The 22911-nt window shown below is 72.8% G+C and carries 21 protein-coding genes and 1 pseudogene; 8 read left to right on the top strand and 14 right to left on the bottom strand.

The annotated features are described in order from the left end of the window. The first annotated feature begins 31 nt into the window (after positions 1-31). Positions 32-2329: an MFS transporter gene (locus ACIPSJ_RS21995; RefSeq protein ID WP_401347914.1), complete on the top strand. Its 2298-nt coding sequence runs from the start codon at positions 32-34 to the stop codon at positions 2327-2329. Between the two features lie 159 nt (positions 2330-2488). Here ACIPSJ_RS21995 and ACIPSJ_RS21990 read toward each other — a convergent pair whose 3' ends face one another. From ACIPSJ_RS21990 to ACIPSJ_RS21965, 6 genes are read right to left on the bottom strand one after another with little or no spacing between them, the layout of a single operon-like run. Continuing rightward, positions 2489-3187: a GntR family transcriptional regulator gene (locus ACIPSJ_RS21990; RefSeq protein WP_359222546.1), complete on the bottom strand. Its 699-nt coding sequence runs from the start codon at positions 3185-3187 to the stop codon at positions 2489-2491. 31 nt (positions 3188-3218) lie between these two features. Continuing rightward, positions 3219-4220, bottom strand: a complete 1002-nt coding sequence (locus ACIPSJ_RS21985) for a proline racemase family protein (RefSeq protein WP_401347910.1) — start codon at positions 4218-4220, stop codon at positions 3219-3221. A 31-nt stretch (positions 4221-4251) separates the two neighbouring features. Beyond that, entirely contained in the window at positions 4252-5151 is a 900-nt protein-coding gene (locus ACIPSJ_RS21980) for a dihydrodipicolinate synthase family protein (RefSeq protein ID WP_401347909.1), read from the bottom strand. Between the two features lie 28 nt (positions 5152-5179). After that, positions 5180-6610 carry an FAD-dependent oxidoreductase gene (locus ACIPSJ_RS21975; RefSeq protein WP_401347907.1) on the bottom strand — a complete coding sequence of 477 codons (1431 nt, stop codon included), beginning with the start codon at positions 6608-6610 and terminating at the stop codon, positions 5180-5182. Further along, positions 6603-6902, bottom strand: coding sequence for a (2Fe-2S)-binding protein (locus ACIPSJ_RS21970; RefSeq protein WP_359222554.1), 300 nt, complete (start codon positions 6900-6902; stop codon positions 6603-6605). The genes ACIPSJ_RS21975 and ACIPSJ_RS21970 overlap by 8 nt, the downstream gene beginning before the upstream one ends. Next, a complete protein-coding gene (locus tag ACIPSJ_RS21965; protein ID WP_401347906.1) occupies positions 6899-8050 on the bottom strand; it encodes an NAD(P)/FAD-dependent oxidoreductase in 1152 nt (383 codons plus the stop codon). The genes ACIPSJ_RS21970 and ACIPSJ_RS21965 overlap by 4 nt, the downstream gene beginning before the upstream one ends. Before the next feature lie 172 nt (positions 8051-8222). On the opposite strand from ACIPSJ_RS21965, the gene ACIPSJ_RS21960 reads away from it, so the two are divergent. Further along, complete coding sequence (locus ACIPSJ_RS21960; protein ID WP_355709517.1) at positions 8223-8588, top strand: cupin domain-containing protein; 366 nt, start codon at positions 8223-8225, stop codon at positions 8586-8588. Positions 8589-8652: 64 nt separating this feature from the next. Here ACIPSJ_RS21960 and ACIPSJ_RS21955 read toward each other — a convergent pair whose 3' ends face one another. Both ACIPSJ_RS21955 and ACIPSJ_RS21950 read right to left on the bottom strand, forming a co-directional pair. After that, complete coding sequence (locus ACIPSJ_RS21955; RefSeq protein ID WP_359222557.1) at positions 8653-10014, bottom strand: VWA domain-containing protein; 1362 nt, start codon at positions 10012-10014, stop codon at positions 8653-8655. Then, the gene (locus ACIPSJ_RS21950; RefSeq protein WP_359222559.1) at positions 10011-10868 is read right to left on the bottom strand and encodes a MoxR family ATPase; all 858 of its coding nucleotides are present in this window, start codon (positions 10866-10868) and stop codon (positions 10011-10013) included. Before ACIPSJ_RS21950 ends, ACIPSJ_RS21955 begins: the two co-directional genes overlap by 4 nt. An 88-nt stretch (positions 10869-10956) precedes the next feature. Here ACIPSJ_RS21950 and ACIPSJ_RS21945 point away from each other — a divergent pair. The 5 genes and pseudogenes from ACIPSJ_RS21945 (at position 10957) to ACIPSJ_RS21925 (ending at position 14467) form a co-directional block, all read left to right on the top strand. Then, a pseudogene (locus ACIPSJ_RS21945) lies at positions 10957-11486 on the top strand (TetR/AcrR family transcriptional regulator). A 58-nt stretch (positions 11487-11544) separates the two neighbouring features. Continuing rightward, positions 11545-12225 (top strand): ABC transporter permease, encoded by a 681-nt coding sequence (locus ACIPSJ_RS21940; protein ID WP_401347903.1) that lies wholly within the window; start codon positions 11545-11547, stop codon positions 12223-12225. Then, on the top strand, positions 12222-12893 hold the full coding sequence (locus ACIPSJ_RS21935) for an ABC transporter permease (protein ID WP_401347901.1): 672 nt from the start codon (positions 12222-12224) through the stop codon (positions 12891-12893). The genes ACIPSJ_RS21940 and ACIPSJ_RS21935 overlap by 4 nt, the downstream gene beginning before the upstream one ends. Next, positions 12890-13828 (top strand): ABC transporter substrate-binding protein, encoded by a 939-nt coding sequence (locus tag ACIPSJ_RS21930; protein WP_401347899.1) that lies wholly within the window; start codon positions 12890-12892, stop codon positions 13826-13828. The genes ACIPSJ_RS21935 and ACIPSJ_RS21930 overlap by 4 nt, the downstream gene beginning before the upstream one ends. Before the next feature lie 42 nt (positions 13829-13870). Beyond that, the gene (locus ACIPSJ_RS21925) at positions 13871-14467 is read left to right on the top strand and encodes a hypothetical protein (RefSeq protein ID WP_359222565.1); all 597 of its coding nucleotides are present in this window, start codon (positions 13871-13873) and stop codon (positions 14465-14467) included. Positions 14468-14487: 20 nt separating this feature from the next. On the opposite strand, the gene ACIPSJ_RS21920 is transcribed toward ACIPSJ_RS21925, so the two are convergent. After that, a complete protein-coding gene (locus ACIPSJ_RS21920) occupies positions 14488-15642 on the bottom strand; it encodes a betaine/proline/choline family ABC transporter ATP-binding protein (RefSeq protein WP_401347897.1) in 1155 nt (384 codons plus the stop codon). Positions 15643-16119: 477 nt separating this feature from the next. Between ACIPSJ_RS21920 and ACIPSJ_RS21915 the strand changes: the two genes are divergently transcribed. Then, positions 16120-16440, top strand: a complete 321-nt coding sequence (locus ACIPSJ_RS21915) for an alpha-L-rhamnosidase C-terminal domain-containing protein (protein ID WP_401347895.1) — start codon at positions 16120-16122, stop codon at positions 16438-16440. Here the strand turns inward: ACIPSJ_RS21915 and ACIPSJ_RS21910 are convergent. The 5 genes from ACIPSJ_RS21910 to ACIPSJ_RS21890 form a co-directional block, all read right to left on the bottom strand. Then, the gene (locus ACIPSJ_RS21910; protein ID WP_401347893.1) at positions 16413-17072 is read right to left on the bottom strand and encodes a lactate utilization protein C; all 660 of its coding nucleotides are present in this window, start codon (positions 17070-17072) and stop codon (positions 16413-16415) included. The genes ACIPSJ_RS21915 and ACIPSJ_RS21910 overlap by 28 nt on opposite strands. Further along, positions 17069-18571: a LutB/LldF family L-lactate oxidation iron-sulfur protein gene (locus ACIPSJ_RS21905; RefSeq protein WP_401347891.1), complete on the bottom strand. Its 1503-nt coding sequence runs from the start codon at positions 18569-18571 to the stop codon at positions 17069-17071. Before ACIPSJ_RS21905 ends, ACIPSJ_RS21910 begins: the two co-directional genes overlap by 4 nt. Next, complete coding sequence (locus tag ACIPSJ_RS21900; RefSeq protein ID WP_359222574.1) at positions 18568-19323, bottom strand: (Fe-S)-binding protein; 756 nt, start codon at positions 19321-19323, stop codon at positions 18568-18570. Before ACIPSJ_RS21900 ends, ACIPSJ_RS21905 begins: the two co-directional genes overlap by 4 nt. Before the next feature lie 70 nt (positions 19324-19393). Continuing rightward, positions 19394-20839: a rhamnulokinase family protein gene (locus ACIPSJ_RS21895; protein ID WP_401347889.1), complete on the bottom strand. Its 1446-nt coding sequence runs from the start codon at positions 20837-20839 to the stop codon at positions 19394-19396. Continuing rightward, positions 20836-22875: a bifunctional aldolase/short-chain dehydrogenase gene (locus ACIPSJ_RS21890; protein ID WP_401347887.1), complete on the bottom strand. Its 2040-nt coding sequence runs from the start codon at positions 22873-22875 to the stop codon at positions 20836-20838. The genes ACIPSJ_RS21895 and ACIPSJ_RS21890 overlap by 4 nt, the downstream gene beginning before the upstream one ends. Positions 22876-22911: the final 36 nt, after the last annotated feature.

Here is a 22911-nt window from a genome sequence, read left to right as displayed (position 1 = left end):
CAGACCCGAGTGGCCTTGTGGAGGCTCGCCCATGTCCCATGCACAGCCCCGGCCGATAGAAGCAGGGGAGTCCGCCGCACCACGGGCGAACGTCGTCGTGGCGGTGCTGGCCTTCGGCGGGATCGTCGTCTCGCTGATGCAGACCCTGGTGATCCCGATCGTGCCCGAGCTGCCGAAGCTGCTCGACGCCTCCGCCTCCAACGCGGCCTGGGCGGTCACCGCCACCCTGCTCGCGGCGGCCGTCGCCACCCCCGTCATGGGACGGCTCGGCGACATGTACGGCAAACGCCTGATGCTGCTGACCAGCCTGGTCATGCTCGTCGTCGGCTCGGTCGTCGCCGCGCTGAGCGACAACCTCGTGCCGATGATCGTCGGCCGTGCGCTGCAGGGCCTGGCCTCCGGCGTGATCCCGCTCGGCATCAGCATCATGCGCGACGAACTCCCCGCCGAACGGCTCGGCTCCGCCACCGCGTTGATGAGCGCCTCCCTCGGCGTCGGCGGCGCGCTCGGACTGCCCGCCGCCGCGCTGATCGCCGACCACTTCGACTGGCACGTCCTGTTCTGGACCTCGGCCGTGCTCGGCGTCGTCGCCGCGCTGTTCGTGCTGCTGCTCGTGCCCGAGTCGAAGGTGCGCACCGGCGGCCGTTTCGACCTGCCCGGCGCGCTCGGCATGGCGGCGGGCCTGGTCTGTCTGCTGCTCGGCGTCTCCAAGGGCGCCGACTGGGGGTGGGGGAGCGGCACCACCCTCGGCCTGTTCGGGGCCGCCGTGGTGATCCTGCTCGGCTGGGGCTTCTACGAACTGCGCACCAGGGAGCCGCTGGTCGACCTGCGCACCACGGCCCGCCGCCAGGTCCTGGTGACCAACCTCGCCTCGGTCGCCTTCGGGTTCTCGATGTTCGCGATGTCCCTGGTGCTCCCGCAGCTCCTCCAGTTGCCTCAGGCGACCGGCTATGGTCTGGGCAAGTCACTGCTCGCCGCGGGCCTGGTGATGGCCCCGACCGGCCTCGTGATGATGGCGACGGCACCTCTGTCGGCCCTCGTCTCCCGGAACTTCGGCCCCAAGATCACCCTGATGTGCGGTGCGGTGATCGTGGCCACCGGCTACGGGCTCAACATCGTGCTGATGGACGCCGTCTGGCAGCTCGTCCTCGCCTCCTGCGTCATCGGCGCCGGCATCGGCTTCGCCTACGGCGCGATGCCCGCGCTCATCATGGGCGCCGTCGACCCGCACGAGACGGCCGCCGCGAACAGCCTCAACACCCTGATGCGGTCCATCGGAACGTCGAGCGCGAGCGCCGTCGCCGGGGTGATCCTGGCCCAGATGACCACCACCTTCGGCACGGCCACCGTGCCCTCCGAGAACGGCTTCAAGGTGGTCATGGCGGTCGGCTCCGGCGCGGCGATCCTCGCGCTGCTGGTGGCCGCGTTCATTCCGCGGCGGAGGCCGGGGGCGGCGGGGGCGGTGCCCGCGGGGGCGGTGCCGGTGGGGGACGTGCCGGTAGAGGCCGAGGAAGACCCGGTGGCCGCCGAGGGTTCGGCGCACGCCGTCCTCCTCCCCGGCACCGGCGACGGCATCCCGGTGCACGGCCGGGTGCGCGGCGCCGACGGGACCGGCGTCGGCCGGGCCGCGGTCACGCTGATCTCCCTCGGCGGACGCCAACTCGGCCGCGCGGTCGCGGACACCGAGGGCCGCTACGCCGTGGAGGCGCCCGGCGAGGGGACGTACGTCCTGGTCGCCGCCGCCGACGGCTGCCGGCCGCGGGCCACCACCCTCCTCGTGAGCACCGCTCCGGTCGCCCACGACCTGCTGCTCACCGGCAGCGGCGGCCTCTCCGGACTGGTGCGGGCCGCCGACAGCGGGGCGCCGGTCGCTGGGGCCGTGGTGGTCGTGACCGATGTGCGCGGGGAGGTGCTGGCCACCCAACAGAGCGACGGGCTAGGCGAGTTCGCGGTCGGCGACCTGGTGCCGGGCACCGTGACCCTCGCGGTCAGCTCGCCCAAGCACCGGCCGCTGGCGTTGCCCGTCGAGATGACCGGGACCGGGACCACCCGGATCGAGGTCGAACTGCGGCCCGGCGCCCATGTGCGCGGCACGGTGCGCGGCGCCGGGGGCCCGCTGGGCGACGCCCGGGTCACGCTGGTCGACGCCGTCGGCAACGTCGTCGCCACGACCACCACCGGCGAGGACGGCGCGTACGCCTTCTCCGACCTGGACACCGGCCCCTACACGGTCATCGCCACCGGCTACCCGCCACAGGCCGCCGGAGTGCTGGTCTCCGGCGCCGACATCCACGACCACGACATCGAACTCGCCCATCCCACGGCGTAGTTCCGTGGGTGTGGTTCTCAACGTGTAGTTCACCCGGTGTAGTTCACCGTGCGCAATTCGCCGTGCGCAATTCAAGGCGATCGGTTCACTGCGATGGCTTCAGTGCGATGGGTTCACTGCGCGTGGTTCACGAGGGGTGGTGCACCCGGCGGGGCGGGGTCAGTCGTCCGTGGGCTGCCCGGCCGCCCACAGGCCGCGGACGTGGCCCAGGTGGCGGGTCATGACCTCGCGGACGGCTTGTTCGTCGCGGGCGAGGAGGGCGTCGAGGAGTTCCAGGTGCTCCTCGGCGGAGGCCTTCAGCCGGCCGGCCGCCACCAGCGCCGTCAGCCCGTACAGCCGCGAGCGGCGCCGCAGGTCCCGTACCACCTCGACGAGACGGTCGTTGCCCGCCAGCGCCAGCAGCCCCAGATGGAAGGTGAGATCGGCCTCGACATACGCGATCAGGTCCCCCTTCACGGCCGAGGTGACGATCTCCAGGGCCACCGGGCGCAGCGCCTTTAGATCGGCCGGGTCGGCGGTGGCCGCGAGGCCCACGGTCGTCGGGATCTCGATCAGGGACCGCACATGGGTGTACTCGTCGAGTTCCTTGTCGGAGACGACGGTGACCCGGAACCCCTTGTTCGGGACGATCTCGACCATGCCCTCCTTCACCAGTTCGAGCATGGCCTCGCGCACCGGGGTCGCGGAGACGCCCAGCCGGGGGGCGAGCCCCGGCGCCGAGTACACCTCGCCGGGGCGGAGTTCGCCGGCGATGAGCGCGGCGCGCAGCACATCCACGACCCGCTCCCGGAAGTTGGGCTTGCGGCCGCCCAGCGCGGGGATGGCGGGGGCGGGCGAACTGCTGGGCCGGTCGGCCATGGTGGAACTCCTGGGAGGGGTACGCGGGCGGTCAGAGGACGAAGCCGGCCGGGAACGGGTCGGTGGGGTCCAGTAGATACTGGGCGGTACCGGTGATCCAGGCGCGGCCCGTGAAGCTTGGCAGGACCGCGGGGATGCCCGCGACCTCGGCGGTGCCGAGCAGCCGGCCGGTGAAGTGGGTGCCGATGAACGACTCGTTCACGAACTCGGTGTCCAGGGGGAGTTCGCCGCGCGCGTGCAGCTGGGCCATCCGTGCGCTGGTGCCGGTGCCGCAGGGGGAGCGGTCGAACCAGCCGGGGTGGATGGCCATCGCGTGCCGGGAGTGCCGGGCGGTGGAGCCCGGCGCGACCAGGTGGACGTGGTGGCAGCCGCGGATCGACGGGTCCTCGGGATGCACCGGCTCCCCCTCCGCGTTGATCGCCTCCATGAGGGACAGCCCGGCGGCGAGGATGTCCTCCTTGCGGGTGCGGTCGAAGGGGAGGCCGAACTCCTCCAGGGGGAGGATGGCGTAGAAGTTACCGCCGTATGCCATGTCATATGTCACACATCGCCCATCGGCGAGGGTGATCTTGCGGTCCAGCCCCACCACGAACGACGGCACGTTCTTCAAGGTGACGTGCTGCGCCGCTCCGTCCACCACGGCGACCTCGGCGACGACGAGACCGGCCGGGGTGTCGAGCCGGATGGTGGTGACCGGCTCGACGACCTCCACCATCCCGGTCTCGACCAGCACGGTCGCCACCCCGATCGTGCCGTGCCCGCACATCGGCAGATAGCCGGACACCTCGATGTAGACCACGCCCCAGTCGCAGTCCGGCCGGGTCGGCGGCTGGAGGATCGCCCCGCTCATCGCGGAGTGCCCGCGCGGCTCGTTCATCAGCAACTGCTTGATGTCGTCGCGGTGTTCACGGAAGTACAGCCGCCGCTCGTTCATCGTCGCGCCGGGGACGGTGCCGACCCCGCCGGTGATCACCCGGGTGGGCATGCCCTCGGTGTGCGAGTCGACGGCGTGCAGGACGAGTTTGCTGCGCATGACGCTCCTCGTGAGTGGGGGTCCGGGCCGCTTACGACAGTCCGGCCGCGACGGCCTTCTCGGTGGCCGCGCGGACCACGGCCTCCTGCTCGGGCAGCAGCGGCACGCGCGGCGGCCGGCAGGTCCCGCCGTGACGCCCGACGATGTCCATCGACAACTTGATGGCCTGCACGAACTCCACCCTGGAGTCCCAGCGCAGCAGCGGGTGCAGCAGCCCGTACAGCCGCTTGGCGGTGTCCAGGTCCCCGTCCACCGCCGCGTGGTACAGCTCGACGGTCGCGGTGGGCAGCGCGTTCGGATAACCCGCCACCCAGCCCTTGGCGCCCGCGACCGCGAGCTCCAGCAGGACGTCGTCGGCGCCGATCAACAGGTCCAGCTCCGGGGCGAGTTCGGCGAGCTGGTAGGCCCGGCGGACATCGCCGGAGAACTCCTTCACGGCGTGGATGTACCCCTCGCCGTGCAGCTTCGCGAGCAGTTCCGGGACGAGGTCGACCTTGGTGTCGATGGGGTTGTTGTACGCCACGACCGGCACCCCCGCCTTCGCGACCTCCGCGTAGTGCGCGAGCACCGACCGCTCGTCGGCGCGGTAGGCGTTGGGCGGCAGCAGCATCACGGCCCCGCAGCCGGCGTCCCGGGCCTGCTCGGCCCAGCGGCGGGCCTCGGCCGAGCCGTAGGCGGCGACACCGGGCATCACGCGCGCGCCGCCGATCGCGGCCACGGCGGTCTCCACGACCCGGGCCCGCTCCTCGGGGGTGAGCACCTGGTACTCACCGAGGGAGCCGTTCGGTACGACGCCGTCGCAGCCGTTCTCGACCAGCCAGACGCAGTGCTCGGCGTACTTGTCGTAGTCGACGGAGCGGTCGTCGGCGAGGGGGAGTGCGGTGGCTACCAGGACGCCGCGCCAGGGGCGGGGGCTGGGGGTGGTGGTCATACGGTTCCCTCCGGTGGAATGTGACATATCACTGATGCTCCGACTGTTGTTCCGACCGCGGATCGTCGTCACCGCCCGCCCGCGCCAGCACACCCAGCGGTACCGGTCGCGCGAACGGTCTCGACCCCGCCGTCTCCGGGCACCCGGTGAGCCCGGCGACCGCGGGCCCGCACATCCGGCCCTGGCACCAGCCCATCCCGGCCCGGGTGAGGAGTTTGACGGTCCGGACGTCGCCCGCGCCCAGCTCGGTCACGGCCCGGCGGACCGCCCCGGCGGTCACCTCCTCGCAGCGGCAGACCACGGTGTCGTCGGTGACCTGCTCGGCCCAGTGGGCGGGCGGCGCGCAGGCCTCGTCCACCGCCGCGAAGAACCGGCGCAGTCCCGCACGGGTCTTGGCGGCCCGGGCCCAGTCGCGCGGGTCCGGTTCCGAGCCCGACAGCCGGGCGGCGGCCGACCGTCCGGCGATGTGCCCCTCGGCGAGGGCGAGGTCCGCGCCGCCGACGCCGGTGGCCTCGCCCGCCGCCCACACCCCCGGGACGTCGGTGCGCTGCTCGTCGTCGACGTGCACGGCGACGCCGTCGACACGGCAGCCCAGGCCCTGGGCGAGATCGGTGTGCGGGAGCACGCCGTGCCCCACGGCCAGGGTGTCGCAGTCGAGGCGCCGCCGGGTGCCCGGCCGTACCCGGCCCTCGGCATCCAGCGCGGCGACGGTCACCGCTTCGAGGCGCCGGTCGCCGTGCGCTTCGACGACGGTGTGGTGGACCAGGGTGCGCACCCGGTGCCGTAGCAACTGCCCGGCGTACCGGGCGCCTTCGGCGAGCTTGGCGGGCCGCGTGGCCAAGGTCGGGGACCTTCGTACGAAGGCCCGGGGGGCGGCCGATTCCACCAGCGCCGCCACCCGGGCACCGGCCGCCGCGAGGCCGGTGGCGACGGGCAGCAGCAGCGGTCCGGTGCCGGCGACGACGGCCGTGCGTCCAGGCAGTACCAGTCCGCCCTTGAGCATGGCCTGGGCGCCGCCCGCCGTGACGACACCGGGGAGCGTCCAGCCGGGGAAGGGCAGCACCTTCTCGTAGCCGCCGGTGGCGAGCAGCACCGCGTCCGCGTGGACCTCCTCCGGCCGTTCCTGCTCCGGACCGAGCAGGGCGTGCACGGTGAAGCCCTCCGGCCGTCGCTCCACGAACCACACGTGACGGTCCCGGAGATGGACCACGTGCCCGGCCTCCAGCTGCCCGTCGAGCCCGTCGCGCAGGCGCACCCAGCCGGGCCGGTGGTGGTGCGGTGCCTGCGGCCGGAGGGCTCCGAGCCCGGCGGCGGGCTGCCGGTAGAACTGGCCGCCCGCCTCGGGCGCGGCGTCGATCAGGGTGACGCGCACCCCGTGCCGGGCGGCGGCCAGGGTGGCGGCGAGCCCGGCCGGGCCCGCGCCGATGACGGCGAGATGGGGGCGGTGCCGCTCAGTCATCGTGGCCCGTGCCCTGCTGCGTGCGGATCGCGTCGCCCGGACGCAGGGGCACCAGACAAGCCCGTTGGTTGGGGCGGTCGTTGACGGTGACCAGGCAGTCGAAGCAGACGCCGATCCCGCAGAAGACGCCGCGCGGGCGGCCCTCGCCCCGGGTGGTCCGCCAGGACGTGACACCGGCCGCCCACAGTGCGGCGGCGACCGTCTGGCCCGGCCACGCGTCGATCTCCCGGCCGTCGAAGGTGACGGTGAAGGCGGCACCCGGCCGGGCCTGGGCCTGTTCCAGCGGGTTCACGCGGCCTCCTCGGTGAAACGCTCGGGACGGAACGGCGTCAGGTCCAGCTCCGGGGCCCTGCCGCCGAGTATCTGGGCGATCAACTGCCCGGTGCCGGTGGCGAGTCCGATGCCCGCGCCCTCGTGCCCGCAGGCGTGCAGGAGACCGGGGGCGCGGGGGTCGGGGCCGATCGCGGGCAGATGGTCCGGCAGGTACGGGCGGAAACCCAGATAGCCGCGCATCGCCCGGACGTCCGACAGGAACGGGAACAGCCGGGTCGCGCCCGCCGCCAGCGCCCGTACGACCGGCAGCGAGAACGACCGGTCGAAGCCGACGCGTTCCCGGCTCGCGCCGATCAGGATCGGTCCGGCCGCGGTGCCCTCGACGACCGGCGAGGTCTGCAGCGCGGCCGAGTCGCTCGCTACGTCGGCCACGTAGTCGGCGGCGTACACCTTGTGCCGTACCCGGCGCGGCAGCGGCTCGGTGACCAGGACGAAGCCGCGCCGGGGCAGGACGGGCAGGCGCACCCCGGCGAGGGCGGCCAGCTCGCCGCCCCAGGTCCCGGCCGCGTTCACCACGGCCGGGGCGTGGATCTCGCCGTGGTCGGTGCGGACTCCGCGTACGGCACCGTCGGCGCCGCGCAGCACGCCCGTCACCGTCCGGCCGGTCGACAGACGGGCGCCCGAGGCCCGTAGCAGATGCGCGGCGGCCAGCGTCGGCATGACCTGCGCGTCCTGGGGGTAGCGCACCGCGCCGGCCAGGCCGGGCGCCAGATGCGGTTCCAGCTCGCGGAGTTGCTCCGCGTCGACGCTCTCCGCCGTCACCCCGGCGGCCCGTTGCCCGGCCGCGAACCCCTCCAGGGCGGTGAGTCCCTCGGGTTCGGCGGCGACGACGATCCCGCCCTTCGCCTCGTACTCGATCCGGGCACCCAGCTCCCCGGCCAGGCCGGTCCACAACCGGCCGGACAGCAGGGCGAGTTCGAGCTCGGGCCCGGGCTCCTTGTCGGAGACCAGCAGGTTCCCCTCGCCCGCCCCCGTGGTCCCGCCGGCCACCGGACCACGGTCCACCACGACGACGTCCAGGCCCTGCCGAGCGGCGTACAGGGCACACGCGGCGCCCATCATGCCCGCCCCGACGACCACGACATCGCAGGTCAGTCGCATGCTCACGGCAGTAATATGTCACATGGCACACGGCTCGGGAAGACCGGCGACCACCGCTTCGGCCAACTCCCCACCCCGGCCCGAACCGGCCCGCACGCCACCCCCGCCCGAATGGCGCTCCCGACTTGACAGGCAGACGATGGAGTGGTGGATGGGAGTTCGAAGGGAGGACACCGTCATGCTGGAGATCAAGACGGTCGACAAGCCGGACGAGCGCCGTGACTTCCCCCGTGGCCACCTGGAGGCCGTGCACATGACCGGCCTCGACTTCGCGATCGCCACCTTCGAGCCGGGCTGGCGCTGGACGGAGTCGGTGGGGCCGATCGCGGGTACCGAGACCTGCATGGTCCACCACAACGGCTATGTGGTGCAGGGCCGGATGCACCTGGTCATGGACGACGGCGGCGAGGGCGAGATCGGCCCCGGGGACGTCTTCGTCTGCCCGGCGGGCCACGACGCCTGGGTCGTGGGCGACGAGCAGGTGATCCTGTACGACTTCGCCGGCGGCATGGCGACGGACTACGCGAGGGCCAAGGAAGGCTGAGGGCGGTCGCCGGGCGCTGTCACCGGGTGCCGTCACCGTACGTGGGTGACGGCACCCTCCTCTGTCACACCGGCAGCAGCCGCGCGACCAGCCCGCTGAGCTGGCGGACCGTGCGGCACTCGTGCATCTCCACCAGCTCCGCGTACTCGGGCGCGGCGGAGTCGCCGGTGCCCCACAGGGAGTGCCGCTCGGGGTTCAACCAGTAGACGCGGCGCGCCTGCTGGGCGATCCGGCGGACGGCGGCGAGGTTCGGGTCGAGGTTGTTGGTGCGGGCGTCGCCGAGCACGAACACCGTGGTGCGCGGGCCCACCGCGGCGCCGTACCGCTCCGCGAACTCGCCCAGGGCCATGCCGTAGTCGCTGCTGCCGTGCCAGCCGGTGAGGGTCGCCTCGGCGCGGATCCGGGCGCCGAGCCCCTCCGGGTCGGCCCGGCCGTGCTCCAGCAGACCGGTCACCTCGTCGATGCGGTTGACGAAGGCGAACACCCGGACCTTGCTGAACTGGTCGTGCAGCGCCTGCACCAGCAGCATCGTGAAGTCCGAGAACCCCGCCACCGAGCCCGAGACATCGCAGAGCAGCACCAGTTCGGGGCGGACCGGCCGGCGCCGGCGCAGTACCGGCCGCATCGGCACCCCGCCGGTCGACAGCGAGCCGCGCAGGGTGCGCCGCAGGTCGATGGTGCCCCGCGCGGCCCGGCGGCGGCGTGCGGCCAGCCGGGTCGCCAGCTTCCGGGCCAGCGGCTGGACCGCCCTGCGCAGTTCGGTGAGTTGGTCCCGCCCGGCGGACAGGAAGTCCACCCGGTCCGCGCTCGGCGCCACCGCCCGCCGGGCGATCTCGTCCCGTCCGCGCCGCTCGGCCACCCGCCGCCGGGCCTCCGCCGCGACCATGCCGCGGAACGTCTCGATGCGCCGCCGGATCTCGTCGTCGAGCAGCCGGTCGGTGAACCCCGCGCCGCTCCCGCCGCGCGCCCGGACGTCCGCCCGGACCCGCGCGAGCAGCGTCTGCGGCCGCAGCCGGTCAAGGGTCTGGTACGACGACCAGCCGTCCGAACCCGGTGAACTCCCGTATCCGCCGAAGCCGTCGACGGCCTCGGCCGCCAACTGCCGCAGCAGCGCCTCGTCCTCGGAGGCTAGCGCGGCGGCGATCCGGTCCCGCAGCTCCTCGCGGTCGGCGGAGCCGGTGCCCGGCCCGCCCACCCCGCGCGGGAAGTAGAGGTCGAAGACCTGGTCGAACACGGCCCGTTGGCCCGGCCCGTGCAGCAGCGTCGAGGCCAGCCCCTCGCGCAGCAGCTCGCGGTCCGTCAGCCCCAGTGCCTCCACCGCCCGGCCCGCGTCCACGGTCTCCCCGGTGCCGACCCGCACCCCGTGCCCGCGCAGCGCGCCGACCAGGGAGGTGAGCCGCTCGGCGACATCGGCCCCGGAACTCACAGCGCGTCCAGGTCCAGCTTGGCCGCCGCCTTCTGGATGTCGTCCTGGTGCTTGAGGATCACGCCCAGGGAGTCCCGGACGACCTGTTCGTCCAGGGTGTCGGCGCCCAGCGCCAGCAGGGTGCGGGCCCAGTCGATGGTCTCGGCCACCGACGGTGCCTTGCGCAGGTCCATCGCGCGCAGCGCCCCGACCACCCGGACCACCGAACCGGCCAGCGCCTCGGTGAGGCCCGGCACCTTCAGCCGTACGATCCGGCGCTCCAGCTCCTCCTCCGGGAACCCGATGTGCAGGAAGAGGCAGCGGCGGCGCAGCGCCTCGGACAGCTCGCGGCTGGCGTTGGAGGTGAGGACGACGAAGGGGCGGCGGGTCGCGGTGACCGTGCCCAGCTCGGGGACGGTCACCTGGAAGTCGCTGAGCACCTCCAGGAGCAGGCCCTCCACCTCGACGTCGGCCTTGTCGGTCTCGTCGATCAGCAGCACCTTCGGGTCGTCGCCCCGGATCGCGGTGAGCAGCGGGCGGGGGAGCAGGAACTCCTCGCTGAAGATGTCGGTGCGGGTCTCGTCCCAGGTCTCGTCCCGGCCGGCGCTGATGCGCAGCAGCTGCTTGGCGTGGTTCCACTCGTACAGGGCCCGGGACTCGTCCACGCCCTCGTAGCACTGCAGCCGCACCAGCCGGGCCCCGGCGACCTCGGCCACGGCCTTGGCCAGCTCGGTCTTGCCGACTCCGGCGGGGCCCTCGACGAGCAGCGGCTTGCCCAGCCGGTCGGCCAGGAAGACGGTGGTGGCGACGGCGGGGGAGGCGAGATAGCCGGTCTCCGCGAGGCGCGCGGAGACGTCGTCGACGGAAGTGAACAACGGGGGCCTCCGGCTGGGGGTCGTGGGACAAGCCCGTGCAACAGGGTCAGAGCTCCTATCTAAGCGCTTGTTCAGGGCGCTTGCCACCCTGGATACCGATCGGTTTCCTCGCCGGCCTCCGCGCGGTCACCTCGGCGGTAGGGCCACCACGGACAAGGCGTCCCCCCGCGACCGGCTGCTCGACGCCGCCACCGAGCTCTTCTACCGCGACGGCGTCTCCATCGGCGTCGAGGCGCTCTGCCGGTCGGCCGGGGTCTCCAAGCGCTCGATGTACCAGCTCTTCGACAGCAAGGACGAGGTGCCGGCCGCCGGCCTGGAGCGCCGCAGGCCCTGATACGTAGCCGGGGGCCGCCGCGTTCTCCGCCGCCCGCCGGAACACGTACCGGATCCGTTCGCGCGGGGTGGCCGACTCGGCGTCCGGGGACCTGAGCTGGGCCTTCCTACTTCGAGGAGCAGGCCGGACAGGGCGGCGCGGCGGATCCCGCCCTGCTCGCCCGCCGGCTCATGCTGATCTTCGACGGGCCCGGCGCCCGGGCCGCCGGCGGGGTCGAGCATCTCGACGACGGCCTGCTCACGGCGACGGCGGCCATGCTGCTGGACGCGGCGGGCATGAAGTAGCCGCCCGGACGGGTCACCACAACGCGCCGAGCCGGTCCCCCTCCGCTGCAATGGACGCGTGACCGCGCCTCCGGACGACTGCCTCGCGCGCAACGAGTGGATCTGCGGCGCCTATCTGACCAGCCGCCGCCAGATCCTCCTCGACGCGGTCGGCCAGCACCTGAGGCTCACCGCGCTCTCGGTGCTCATCGGACTCGTCCTCGCCGTCCCGCTGGCCGTGCTGGCCCGCCGCCTGCGCTGGTCGGCCGGACCCGTCCTCGGCGTCACGACCGTCCTCTACACCATCCCGTCCCTGGCGATGTTCTCCCTGCTCCTGCCCGTCTACGGCCTCTCCGCCACCCTGGTCGTGGCCGGTCTGGTGCTCTACTCGCTCACCCTGCTCGTCCGGAACATCCTCGCGGGCCTGCGCGCCGTCCCCGAGGAGACCCGGCAGGCCGCCCGGGGCCTCGGCTACGGCCCGCTCCGCCTGCTGCTCACCGTCGAGCTGCCCCTCGCCCTGCCCGCCGCGATGGCCGGCCTGCGCATCGCCACCGTCTCCGCGGTCTCCCTGGTCACCGTCGGCGCGATCGTCGGCTTCGGAGGGCTCGGCAACCTCATCTACGCCGGCATGAACACCTACTTCAAGGCCCAGGTGCTCACCGCCTCCGTGCTGTGCGTGCTGATCGCCGTCGCCGCCGACCTGCTGCTGCTCGGCGTCCAGTGGCTGATCACCCCGTGGACCCGGGCGGCCCGCGCGTGAACACCCTCGCGGAGGCCTGGGCCTGGCTCACCGACGCCGCGCACTGGGCGGGCGACGACGGCGTCGGGCACCGGCTGCTCCAGCACCTCCTGCTCACCGTCGTCTGCCTGGTGATCAGTTGCCTGATCGCGCTGCCGGTCGCCCTGGTCCTCGGCCACCTCGGCAGGGGCGGCGCGCTGGCGGTGAACATCTCCAACGTGGGCCGGGCCGTGCCCACCTTCGCCGTCCTGGTCCTGCTGCTGCTCACCCCCGTCGGCCGATGGGGCGAGGGCCCCACGGTGGTGGCCCTGGTCCTGTTCGCCGTACCGCCGCTGCTCACCAACGCCTACGTCGGGATGCGCGAGGTCGACCGGAACATCGTGGGGGCCGCGCGGGGCATGGGGATGACCGGGCGACAGATGTTGTTTCACGTGGAACTGCCCCTTTCGCTCCCTCTGGTCCTCACCGGGGTGCGGATCGCCGCCGTGCAGCTCGTCGCCACGGCCACCATCGCCGCGCTGGCCGGCGGCGGCGGACTCGGCCGGATCATCACCGCCGGATTCAACCTGGCCAGCACGCCCATGGTGGTCGCCGGGGCGATCCTGGTCGCCGCCTTCGCCCTGCTCGTCGAGGGCGTCTTCGCCCTCGTGGAACGGCTCGCCCCGATGTGGGTGCGGGGCTCGCGATGAGACTCCGTGCGGCGGCCGTCGCCGTACTCCTCACCCTCACCGCCTGCACCACCGGCCCCTCCCTGGAGAACCGCGGCGAGGTCACCGCGCCCCCGGGCGACAGCAGGCACCTGACCATCGGCTCCGCCGGCTTCACCGAGAGCGACCTGCTCGCCCAGCTGTACGCGCAGCTGCTGCACCAGGCCGGCTACCGGACCTCGCTCCTCACGGTCGCCAACCGCGAACTCTACGAACCCGCCCTGGAGTCCGGGCAGATCGACGCCGTCCCCGAATACGCGGCCACCTTCGCCGACTGGCTCAACGCCAAGACCAACGGACCGGACGCGCCGCCCGTGGGCTCGCCGGACCTCGCCGCCACGATGACGGCCCTGCGCCGCCTCGCCACACCGCGCGGTCTCACCGTCCTCGACCCGGGCCGGGCCGTGGACCAGAACGCCTTCGCGGTGACCGCCGCCTACGCCCGCGAACACCACCTCAAGACGCTCAGCGACCTCGGCGCCTCGGGACTGAGGGTACGGCTCGCGGCGGGCGACGAGTGCGTGCAACGGCCGTACTGCGAACCGGGCTTGAAGAAGGTCTACGGCATCGACATCACCGGCGTCGATCCCAAGGGCGTCGGGACCACCCAGGCCAAGCTGGCCGTCCAGCACGGCCAGGACCAGATGGTGCTGACCACCACCACCGACGCGACCCTCGGCCAGTTCGGCCTGGTCCTGCTCGCCGACGACCGGCATCTGCAGAACGCCGACTACGTCGTCCCGGTCGTCAACCGCGCACGGGCGGGCGGGGAGCGGGTGACGAAGGCGCTGGGCAGGCTCAACGACGTCCTGACCACCGCCGACCTGGCCTCGATGAACCAGCAGGTGGACAGCTGGCGGCGGCTGGCCCAGGACGTGGCCCGCGCCTATCTGCGGCACAAGGGCCTGCTCAAGTGACGGCCGGGGCCCGTTGTCAGTGGCGGGCGGTACGTTCCTGGCATGGGGATCTATCTGGTGAGTGTCGGTGCGCAGGAGTGGTGCGACGGCGACGAGGACGAGGGCGGCAAGGGAGCCGTCGCCTCGGCGCTCGACGCGGAACTGCGGCGGCGCGGTCTCGCGCCCTACGAGTCGGTGCCCGAGGCGGCCGCCTTCGTCCGCGGCTCGGGGCTGTCGTTCGAGGAGAAGCTCGTGCCCACCATGGCGGGGTTCGCCGCGCTGTGCCGAGAGCATCTCGCGCAGCGCGAGACGGAGCTGCTGCTGGGCTGGTCGGTGCTGGTGCCGCTCTCCCTCGACGAGGAGATCCGGCTCCCGCTGCACTCCGCCTACGACGACGAGACGGTGGTCGCAGGCGCCCCCGAGATACTGGCCCTGGCGCAGCGGCTGGCGACGGCCGTCGGGCTGCCCGTCGACGTCATACCCGAGGCCTGCGACAACCTCGATCTGACGATGTGGTTCCTGGAGGGTCAGGCGGAGGAGGTGGCCGCCGCCCGGCCGGGTCCCTGGGGCGAGGACCTGGACGCCGCCTTCTACGTCGCGCTGTTCCTGCGGGCCGCCCAGCACTCGCTGCGGCGCGGCTGCCCGATGACGTACTGCTGACGGACACCGGCCGCCGCCGGTCAGGCGTCCGACACCGAGTCGAACGGCACCTGACCGCGTGACACCCCGCGCGCCTCCGCGTCCACCGAGCGGCGCAGCGCCTCGTGCAGCTTGGCCGGGGTGAGCACCCCGAGGAAACGCGAGCCGTCCAGCACCGCCACCCACCCGGCGTCGTACTGGAGCATCACGCCGAAGGCCTGCTTGAGCGGGGCGCCCACCGGCACCCAGGCGGTCATCCGGTGGGCGAGCGCACCGACCGTGCCGCCCGCCGCCAGCTCGTCGAGGCCGACCCAGCCGTGCAGATCGCCGTCCGCGTCCAGGACCACGGCCCACCGCGCCCCCTCGGCCCGCAGCCGCGCCGCGGCGCTCCCGGCGGACTCCCGCGGGCGGGCGACCGGCGGCTGCTCCAGGTCGTCCGGCTCGATCTCGGTCACCGACAGCCGCTTCAGCCCCCGGTCGGCGCCGACGAACCCGGCGACGTACGGCGTGGCCGGGGTGCCCAGCACCGCCCCGGGCGTGTCGAACTGCTCGATACGGCCCTGCCCGTACACCGCGATCCGGTCCCCGAGCCGTACCGCCTCCTCGATGTCGTGCGTGACCAGCAGCACCGTCTTGCGCACGGCGGCCTGCATCCGGAGGAACTCGTCCTGCAACTGCTCCCGCACCACCGGGTCCACCGCACCGAACGGCTCGTCCATCAGCAGCACCGGGGGATCGGCGGCCAGCGCCCGCGCCACGCCGACCCGCTGCCGCTGGCCGCCGGAGAGCTGGTCCGGGTAGCGCCGCCCGTACGTCCCCGGGTCCAGACCCACCAGATCGAGCAGCTCGGCGGCGCGCTCGCGGGCCTTCGCCCGTTTCCAGCCGAGCAGGGCCGGGACGGTCGCCGTGTTGTCGAGGACCGTCCGGTGCGGGAACAGGCCCACCTGCTGGATGACATAGCCGATCCGGCGGCGCAGCCGGACCGGGTCGACCCGCGCGATGTCCTCGCCGTCGACGAGGATCCGGCCCGAGGTCGGTTCGATGAGCCGGTTGACCATCATCATCGTGGTGGTCTTGCCGCACCCGGAGGGGCCGACGAGCGTGACCAGTTCGCCCTCGGCCACCTCGAAGGAGAGGCCGTCCACGGCGGTCGTGCCGTCCGGATACCGCTTGGTGACCTGCTCGAACCGGATCATTCCCTCACGCTAGCCCCGGCCCTTCCGGGGTGCCCGGCTCCGCCTTTGAAAAGTTTCAAATAGATCTCGCGTCGCCTGGCCGGGTCCGGATTTTGAGGCTGTTGGAGGCCGCGATCTTCAATCGTCGATCGATCTGAATGGATACAACTCCGACTGGCCGAAGGGATGACGGCATGACTGACGGAGTACACAACGGCGATCGAGACGGGGTCCGGCGCAGGACCGTTCTCACCACCGCGTCCGGGGCCGTCCCGGTGGTGATGGCGGGCGGGACCGGCAAGGCGTCGGCCGCGCCGCTGAGCGGCGTCAGGTCCGTGACCGGTCTGACGGTCGAACACCGCACCGACCCGCTCGGCGTCGACGCGCGGCGCCCGCGCTTCGGCTGGCGCACCGCCGGCCCCGGCCGCGCCACCGCCTCCCACCCCGCCCGCTTCGGGACGGGTCTGCCGAGCACCGACGGCGTCAGCGGCCGGGACGGTGCCCAGTGGATCGCCAGGGAACTCCTACTCGAAGACCGACGGCTTCGGCCCGGTCGAGATGAACTCCTTCAACCACTACTCCTACGGCGCGATCGTCAGCGAATGGCGGGTGACGGGCCTTCAACTCGCCTACTGCGTCCAGGTCCCCGCCAACAGCACGGCGGCCCTGCGCATCCCCGCGGCCGACCCCGGCACCGTCCGCGAGGGCCGTACCCCGCTCTCCCGGATCCCGGGCGTGTGGTACCAGGGCTTCGCGGACGGTGTCGCCTCGTACGAACTGCCATCCGGAATTTACGAGTTGACCTCGTCGCTTGGCTGATCGCCGCTGACGAGGAGCACCTCCAGGGTGCGCGGGCCGTGCACCCCCTCGACCCGGTCCAGCTCGATGTCGCTGGTGGCCGAAGGGCCGGAGATCCAGGTCAACGGGCGGGTCGGGTCGAGGCGTTCGAGGGCCTGGGGCACCGAGGAGACGACCTGGTCCGGGACCCGTACGACACAGACGTGGTGGTCCGGGACCAGGGTGATCCGGCGTCGGCCCTGGTCCGGGCCGCCGTCCAGCACGATGGTCCCGGTCTCGGCGATCGCCACCGCGCAGCCGGTGACCACGCTCGCCACCTCGTCCAGCTCGCCGGGCGTGCTCTCGGCACGGTCGTGGACCCGGGTGGCGTCGGCGGCCGACATCCACTCCGGCGGCAGCCCCGGCGGCACCAGCACGTGGCGCGACCCGCGCTCGGCGAGCAACCGCATGATGGCCTGGGGGAGTTCGCCCTCGGTGGTGCGGTGCACGATCGCCCGGTAGTCCGCCAGGTTCTCGGCGAGCAGCTCCACCGTCTCCGCGACGCTCCGCCCGCCGTGCTCACGCAGATACGCCCGCTCTACCGGCGGGTCCTCGTCCCGCACGTCGGCCAGCGCGCGCCGCACCCGGCCCAGGATCCGTTCCCTGCTGCTCACTTCGCACCGCTCCGTCCGCCGTCGGTCCGCTGCCACCAGTCCCGGAACGGCTCCGCCGGTACGGCCGGCAGGTCCCGGGTGCCGCTCCACGCCCTGCCCGGCCCGGGGAGTGTCCTCGGGTGCACGCGACGGGTGCGGGAGGCGAGCCGCTGGCCGGTGCGCAGGGCCGCCGGGTGGGTGAACGCCCAGCGGGCCGCGCGCATCGCCGCCCGCTCGGCCGCGTGCCCCTTGGCCGGCTTGAGCACCACCTTGTTGCCGCCCCGGACCGTCTCGCCGCCTTCCACGACCCGCTCGCGCAGGTGCACCAGCACTTCAGGGATGTCGATGGCGACCGGACACACCTCGTAGCAGGCCCCGCAGAGGGAGGAGGCGTACGGCAGGGAGGCGTCGATCTCGCTCTGCGTGCCCCGGAGCTGAGGGCTGAGGATGGCGCCGATCGGGCCAGGGTAGACCGAGCCGTACGCGTGGCCGCCCGCCCGCTCGTACACCGGGCAGACGTTGAGACAGGCCGAGCAGCGGATGCAGCGCAGGGCCTGGCGGCCGACCTCGTCGGCGAGGGTGTCGGTGCGGCCGTTGTCGAGCAGGACCAGATGGAAGGTGCTCGGGCCGTCGCCGTCCGTGGTGCCGGTCCACATCGAGGTGTACGGGTTCATGCGCTCGGCCGTCGACGAGCGGGGGAGTGTCTGCAGGAAGACCTCCAGGTCCTGCCAGGACGGCACGATCTTCTCGATGCCCACGACCGAGATCAGCGTCTCGGGCAGGGTCAGGCACATCCGCCCGTTGCCCTCGGACTCGACGACGACCAGGGTGCCGGTCTCGGCGACCATGAAGTTGGCGCCCGAGACACCGACCTTGGCGCGCAGGAACTTCTCCCGGAGATGGAGCCGGGCCGCCTCGGCGAGTTCGGCGGGTGTGTCGGTCAGCCCCTCGGGCGCCGGGCGCCCCCACGCCCCCATCTCACGCCGGAAGATGTCCCTGATCTCCCCCCGGTTGCGATGGATCGCGGGGACGAGGATGTGCGAGGGCCGGTCATGGCCCAACTGCACGATCAGCTCGGCGAGATCGGTCTCGTAGGCCCGGATGCCCTCGGCCTCCAGAGCCTCGTTGAGCCCGATCTCCTGCGTGGCCATCGACTTGACCTTGACGACCTCCGTCTCGCCGGTCGCCCTGACCAGGTCGGCGACGATCCGGTTGGCCTCCTCGGCGTCCGCCGCCCAGTGGACCGTACCGCCGGCCGCCGTCACCGACTTCTCCAACTGCACCAGATACCGGTCGAGATGACGGAGCGTGTGGTCCTTGATCCGCTTGCCCGCCTCGCGCAGCGCCGCCCAGTCGGACACCTCGGCGACCGCCCTGGCCCGCTTGGCCCGGATGGTGTGCGTGGCATGGCGCAGGTTCCCGCGCAGGGTGGGATTGTTGACCGCCTCGTGCGCGGCCTTCGGAAAGGCTGGGTGGGTGGGTGGGGGAAACACAGGCATCCCTACGAACGTTCCGCTCATACGGCTGGCTCCTCCTCGGTGCTCGCCAGGATCTCCGCGATGTGCACCGGCCGCATCGCGGTGCCGAGCCGGGTCATGGTGCCGCCGAGGTGCATCAGACAGGAGTTGTCGGCCGCGCACAGCACCTCGGCGCCCGTCGACTCGGCGTTGCGCACCTTGTCGGCGCCCATCGCCGCCGAGACGTCGGAGTTCTTCACCGCGAACGTGCCGCCGAACCCACAGCACTCCTCCGCGCCCGGCAGCTCCACCAACTCCAGCCCCTTGACGGCCTGGAGCAGCCGGCGGGGCCGCTCGCCGAGGCCGAGGCTCCGCAGGCCGTGACAGGTCGGGTGGTATGTCACATGGTGCGGGTAGTAGGCCCCGACATCGGTCACCCCCAGCACATCCACCAGGAACTCCGTCAGCTCGTACGTCTTCGGCACCACCGGCGCCAGCGCACTCGCGAGCCCGCCCCCGCGCCCCTCCGCACGGGCCCGCTCGCCCATCCTCGGATACAGCTCCCGCACCATCGCCCCGCACGACCCGGAGGGGGTCACGATCGCCTCGTACTCCCCGAAGACATCGGAGAAATGCCGGGCCAGCGGCTCCGCCTCATGACGGTAGCCGGTGTTGTAGTGGGCCTGCCCGCAGCAGGTCTGCGCCATCGGGAAATCGACCTCGACGCCCAGCCTGGTCAGGAGTTTCACCACGGCACGGCCGGTGTCCGGATACAGCGTGTCGTTGACGCAGGTCAGGAAGAGAGCGACACGCATCGCGGCTCCTAGGGGTCGATCATCGGATGAGTGCAGAGTAATGGGCCGACGCGAGCAAGGGGAGACCGGCTCACCGCGCGGCGAGCCGGGCCTCGGCCGCCGCCCAGCGGGCGGTGTCGCCGCGCGGTGCGTACCGGGTCAGCGGCTGGGTGCGGACGAGCAGCCGCCGCAGGTCCGCGAGGTCGCCGCCCAGACCCTGGGCGCGGGCCTGGACCAGCACGTTCCCGAGGGCCGCCGCCTCGGTCGGACCCGCCACCACCGGCAGTCCGCAGGCGTCGGCGGTGAGCTGGCACAGCAGCGCGTTGCGGGTGCCCCCGCCGACCACGTACACCGTGTCCACCGGATGGTCGGCGAGCCGCTGCGCCTCGGCGACCGCCCGCCGATGGGCCAGCGCCAGCGAGTCGAGAATGCACCGGGTGGTCTCACCGGGCGTCCGCGGCACCGGCTGCCCGGACGCCCGGCAGGCCTCGGCGATCCGCTCCGGCATCCGCCCGGGCGCCAGGAACCCGGCGTCCCCCGCGTCCACCACCGACCGCAGTGCCGGCACGGTGGCCGCCTCCCGCAGCAGCCCGCCCAGATCCGGGTCGCCCCAGGCCCGTACGCACTCCTGCAGCAGCCACAGCCCCATGATGTTGCGCAGATAGCGGACCGTGCCGTCGAGCCCCAGCTCGTTGGTGAAGTTGGCGGCCCGGCTCTCCTCGGTCAGTACGGGCGCGGCCAGTTCTAGCCCGGCCAGCGACCAGGTGCCGGTGCAGATGTAGGCGAACCGCTCGCCCGTCGCCGGGACGGCGGCCACCGCCGACGCGGTGTCGTGCGAGCCGACCGCGGTCACCGGCACCGGCCCGGTCAGCCCCGTCTCCTCCAGGACCTCCGGCCGCAGCACCCCGGCCGGGTCCCCGGGCCGCCGCAGCGGCGCGAACAGCCCCAGGTCGATGCCCACCCGGTCCGCGACCTCGTGGGACCAGTCGCGGGTCCGGGGATCGATCAGTTGGGTGGTGGAGGCGTTGGTCAGCTCGGTGCCCTGCTCGCCGGTCAGCCAGTACGACAGCAGGTCGGGGATGAGCAACAGCCGCTCGGCCCGCGCGAGCTGGGCACTCGACCGGGCCGCCACCAGCTGGTACAGGGTGTTGAACGGCGCGTACTGCAGCCCCGTCCGGCTGTACAGCTCCGCCGCCGGCAGGGTGGCCCACACCTTCTCGGCGACGCCCTCCGTCCGGGCGTCCCGGTAGTGCACCGGGTTGCCGAGCAGCGCCCCGTCGGCGTCCAGCAGCCCGTAGTCCACGGCCCAGCTGTCGAGCCCGACCGAGTCCACCCGGCCTGCCGCCCGCAGCCCCTCCAACACCCCCGCGTACAGGGCGAGCACGTCCCACCGCAGCCCCTCCGGCACCCGCACCGGCCGGTTCACGAACCGGTGCGCCTCCGTCAGCTCCAGCGAGTCCGGACCCACCCGGCCGACCATGACCCGCCCACTGGACGCGCCCAGGTCGACCGCGGCACAGGACCTGACGGCGCTCATCGCAGGAACGCGGCCGCCACACCCGCGTCGACGGGGACATGCAGCCCGGTGGTGTGGGTGAGTTCCCCGCCCGTCAGCGCGAACACGGCGTTCGCCACATGCTCGGGCAGCACCTCGCGCTTGAGGATGGTCCGCTGCGCGTAGAACTCGCCCAGCTTCGACTCCTCCACCCCGTACACGGCGGCCCGCTGGGCACCCCACCCCGCGGCGAAGATCCCCGACCCGCGCACCACACCGTCCGGGTTGACCCCGTTGACGCGAATGCCGTGCTCACCCAACTCGGCGGCCAGCAGCCGCACCTGATGAGCCTGGTCCGCCTTCGTCGCGGAGTAGGCGATGTTGTTGGGCCCGGCGAACACCGCGTTCTTCGAGGCGATGTAGACGATGTCCCCGCCCAGCCCCTGCCCGATCATCACCCGGGCCGCCTCCCGCGACACCAGGAAGGAACCACGGGCCATGATGTCGTGCTGAAGGTCCCAGTCCTTCGCCGACGTCTCCAGCAGCGGCTTGGAGATGGAGATCCCCGCGTTGTTGACGACGAGGTCGACCCCGCCGAAGGCCAGCACACCGGCCCGGAACGCGGCGGCGATCTGCTCCTCGTCCGTCACGTCCACAGTGACCGCGACGGCCCTGTCCGGCCCGCCGAGCTCCTCGGCGACCCCGGCCGCACTGTCGGCGTTCAGATCGGCGACGACGACACACGCTCCCTCGGCCACCAGCCTCTGGGCGATGGCCTTCCCGATCCCGCTGCCGGCCCCCGTCACCAGCGCCACCCGGGTCGCCAGGGCCTTCGGCCTCGGCATCCGCCGCAGCTTGGCCTCCTCCAGCGCCCAGTACTCGATCCGGAACTTCTCCGACTCCTCGATCGGCGCGTACGTCGACACGGCTTCCGCCCCGCGCATCACGTTGATGGCGTTGACGTAGAACTCACCGGCCACCCGCGCGGTCTGCTTGTCCTTGCCGAAGCTGAACATGCCGACCCCGGGCACCAGCACGATCGCCGGGTCGGCCCCGCGCATCGCGGGGGAGTCGGGCAGGGCGTGCCGCTCGTAATAGGCGGCGTACTCCTCCCGGTACACGGCGTGCAGCTCCTTCAGCCGCGCGATCGCCTCGTCGAGGGGCGCGGCCGGCGGCAGGTCGAGCACCAGCGGCCGTACCTTCGTCCGCAGGAAGTGATCCGGGCAGGAGGTGCCCAGCGCGGCGAGCCGCGGGTGCTCCGCCCGGGCCAGGAAGTCCAGTACCACCTCGGCGTCGGTGAAGTGCCCGACCTGTGCCCGGTCCTGGGAAGCGACCGCCCGCACGTACGGCGCGAGCGCCGCCGCCCGCTCCCGCCGCTCGGCCTCCGGCAGCGCGCCGTACCCCTCGACGACGGGCCCGAACGGCTCCGCCCTGCCCCGCTCGGCCAGAAACGCCTCGGCGGTACGGATGATGTACAGCGAGTTCCGCTCGCACTCCTCGGAGCTGTCGCCCCACGCGGTGATCCCGTGCCCGCCGAGGACGCAGCCGATCGCCCGCGGGTTGGCCGCCTTGACGGCCGCGATGTCCAGCCCCAGCTGGAACCCCGGCCGCCGCCACGGCACCCACACCACGCTGTCCCCGAAACACTCGGCGGTCAGCTTCTCCCCGTCCGCCGCACACGCCAGCGCGATCCCGGAGTCCGGGTGCAGATGATCGACGTGCGGCGCGTCCACCAGCCCGTGCATCGCGGTGTCGATCGACGGAGCCGCCCCGCCCTTGCCGTGCAGGCAGTAGTCGAAGGCGGCGACCATCTCGTCCTCGCGGTCCACCCCCGGGTAGACATCCGCGAGCGCACGGAGCCGGTCGAGCCGCAGCACGGCGAGCCCGCCCTCGGTGAGCGTGCCGAGGTCCCCACCCGACCCCTTCACCCACATCAGCTCGACATCACCCCCGGTGACAGGGTCGGTGTCGGTGCCCTTCGCGGACGTGTTCCCGCCGGCGTAGTTCGTATTACGGGGATCAGCACCGAGCCGATGGGACCGGGAGAGGAGAGCGGCGGCTTCGGGATGGGTGGACATCGAGATTCCTTACTTTTCGAACGAGGGTGACTGCAT

This window comes from Streptomyces sp. NPDC090088 (genome assembly GCF_044747345.1).
Classification (GTDB): domain Bacteria; phylum Actinomycetota; class Actinomycetes; order Streptomycetales; family Streptomycetaceae; genus Streptomyces.
Note: the sequence above shows the minus strand (reverse complement) of the source record. Positions and strands in the feature narration are given on the sequence as shown.

What these genes read in the sequence shown, in the direction of transcription:
- ACIPSJ_RS21925 (WP_359222565.1), top strand. Translation starts at nt 13,871, where the DNA reads ATGGGGATCTATCTGGTGAGTGTCGGTGCGCAGGAGTGGTGCGACGGC.
- ACIPSJ_RS21975 (WP_401347907.1), bottom strand. Translation starts at nt 6,610, where the DNA reads ATGACTGAGCGGCACCGCCCCCATCTCGCCGTCATCGGCGCGGGCCCG.
- ACIPSJ_RS21890 (WP_401347887.1), bottom strand. Translation starts at nt 22,875, where the DNA reads ATGTCCACCCATCCCGAAGCCGCCGCTCTCCTCTCCCGGTCCCATCGG.
- ACIPSJ_RS21900 (WP_359222574.1), bottom strand. Translation starts at nt 19,323, where the DNA reads ATGCGTGTCGCTCTCTTCCTGACCTGCGTCAACGACACGCTGTATCCG.
- ACIPSJ_RS21930 (WP_401347899.1), top strand. Translation starts at nt 12,890, where the DNA reads ATGAGACTCCGTGCGGCGGCCGTCGCCGTACTCCTCACCCTCACCGCC.
- ACIPSJ_RS21995 (WP_401347914.1), top strand. Translation starts at nt 32, where the DNA reads ATGTCCCATGCACAGCCCCGGCCGATAGAAGCAGGGGAGTCCGCCGCA.
- ACIPSJ_RS21960 (WP_355709517.1), top strand. Translation starts at nt 8,223, where the DNA reads ATGCTGGAGATCAAGACGGTCGACAAGCCGGACGAGCGCCGTGACTTC.
- ACIPSJ_RS21980 (WP_401347909.1), bottom strand. Translation starts at nt 5,151, where the DNA reads ATGACCACCACCCCCAGCCCCCGCCCCTGGCGCGGCGTCCTGGTAGCC.
- ACIPSJ_RS21990 (WP_359222546.1), bottom strand. Translation starts at nt 3,187, where the DNA reads ATGGCCGACCGGCCCAGCAGTTCGCCCGCCCCCGCCATCCCCGCGCTG.
- ACIPSJ_RS21985 (WP_401347910.1), bottom strand. Translation starts at nt 4,220, where the DNA reads ATGCGCAGCAAACTCGTCCTGCACGCCGTCGACTCGCACACCGAGGGC.
- ACIPSJ_RS21895 (WP_401347889.1), bottom strand. Translation starts at nt 20,839, where the DNA reads ATGAGCGCCGTCAGGTCCTGTGCCGCGGTCGACCTGGGCGCGTCCAGT.
- ACIPSJ_RS21905 (WP_401347891.1), bottom strand. Translation starts at nt 18,571, where the DNA reads ATGAGCGGAACGTTCGTAGGGATGCCTGTGTTTCCCCCACCCACCCAC.
- ACIPSJ_RS21920 (WP_401347897.1), bottom strand. Translation starts at nt 15,642, where the DNA reads ATGATCCGGTTCGAGCAGGTCACCAAGCGGTATCCGGACGGCACGACC.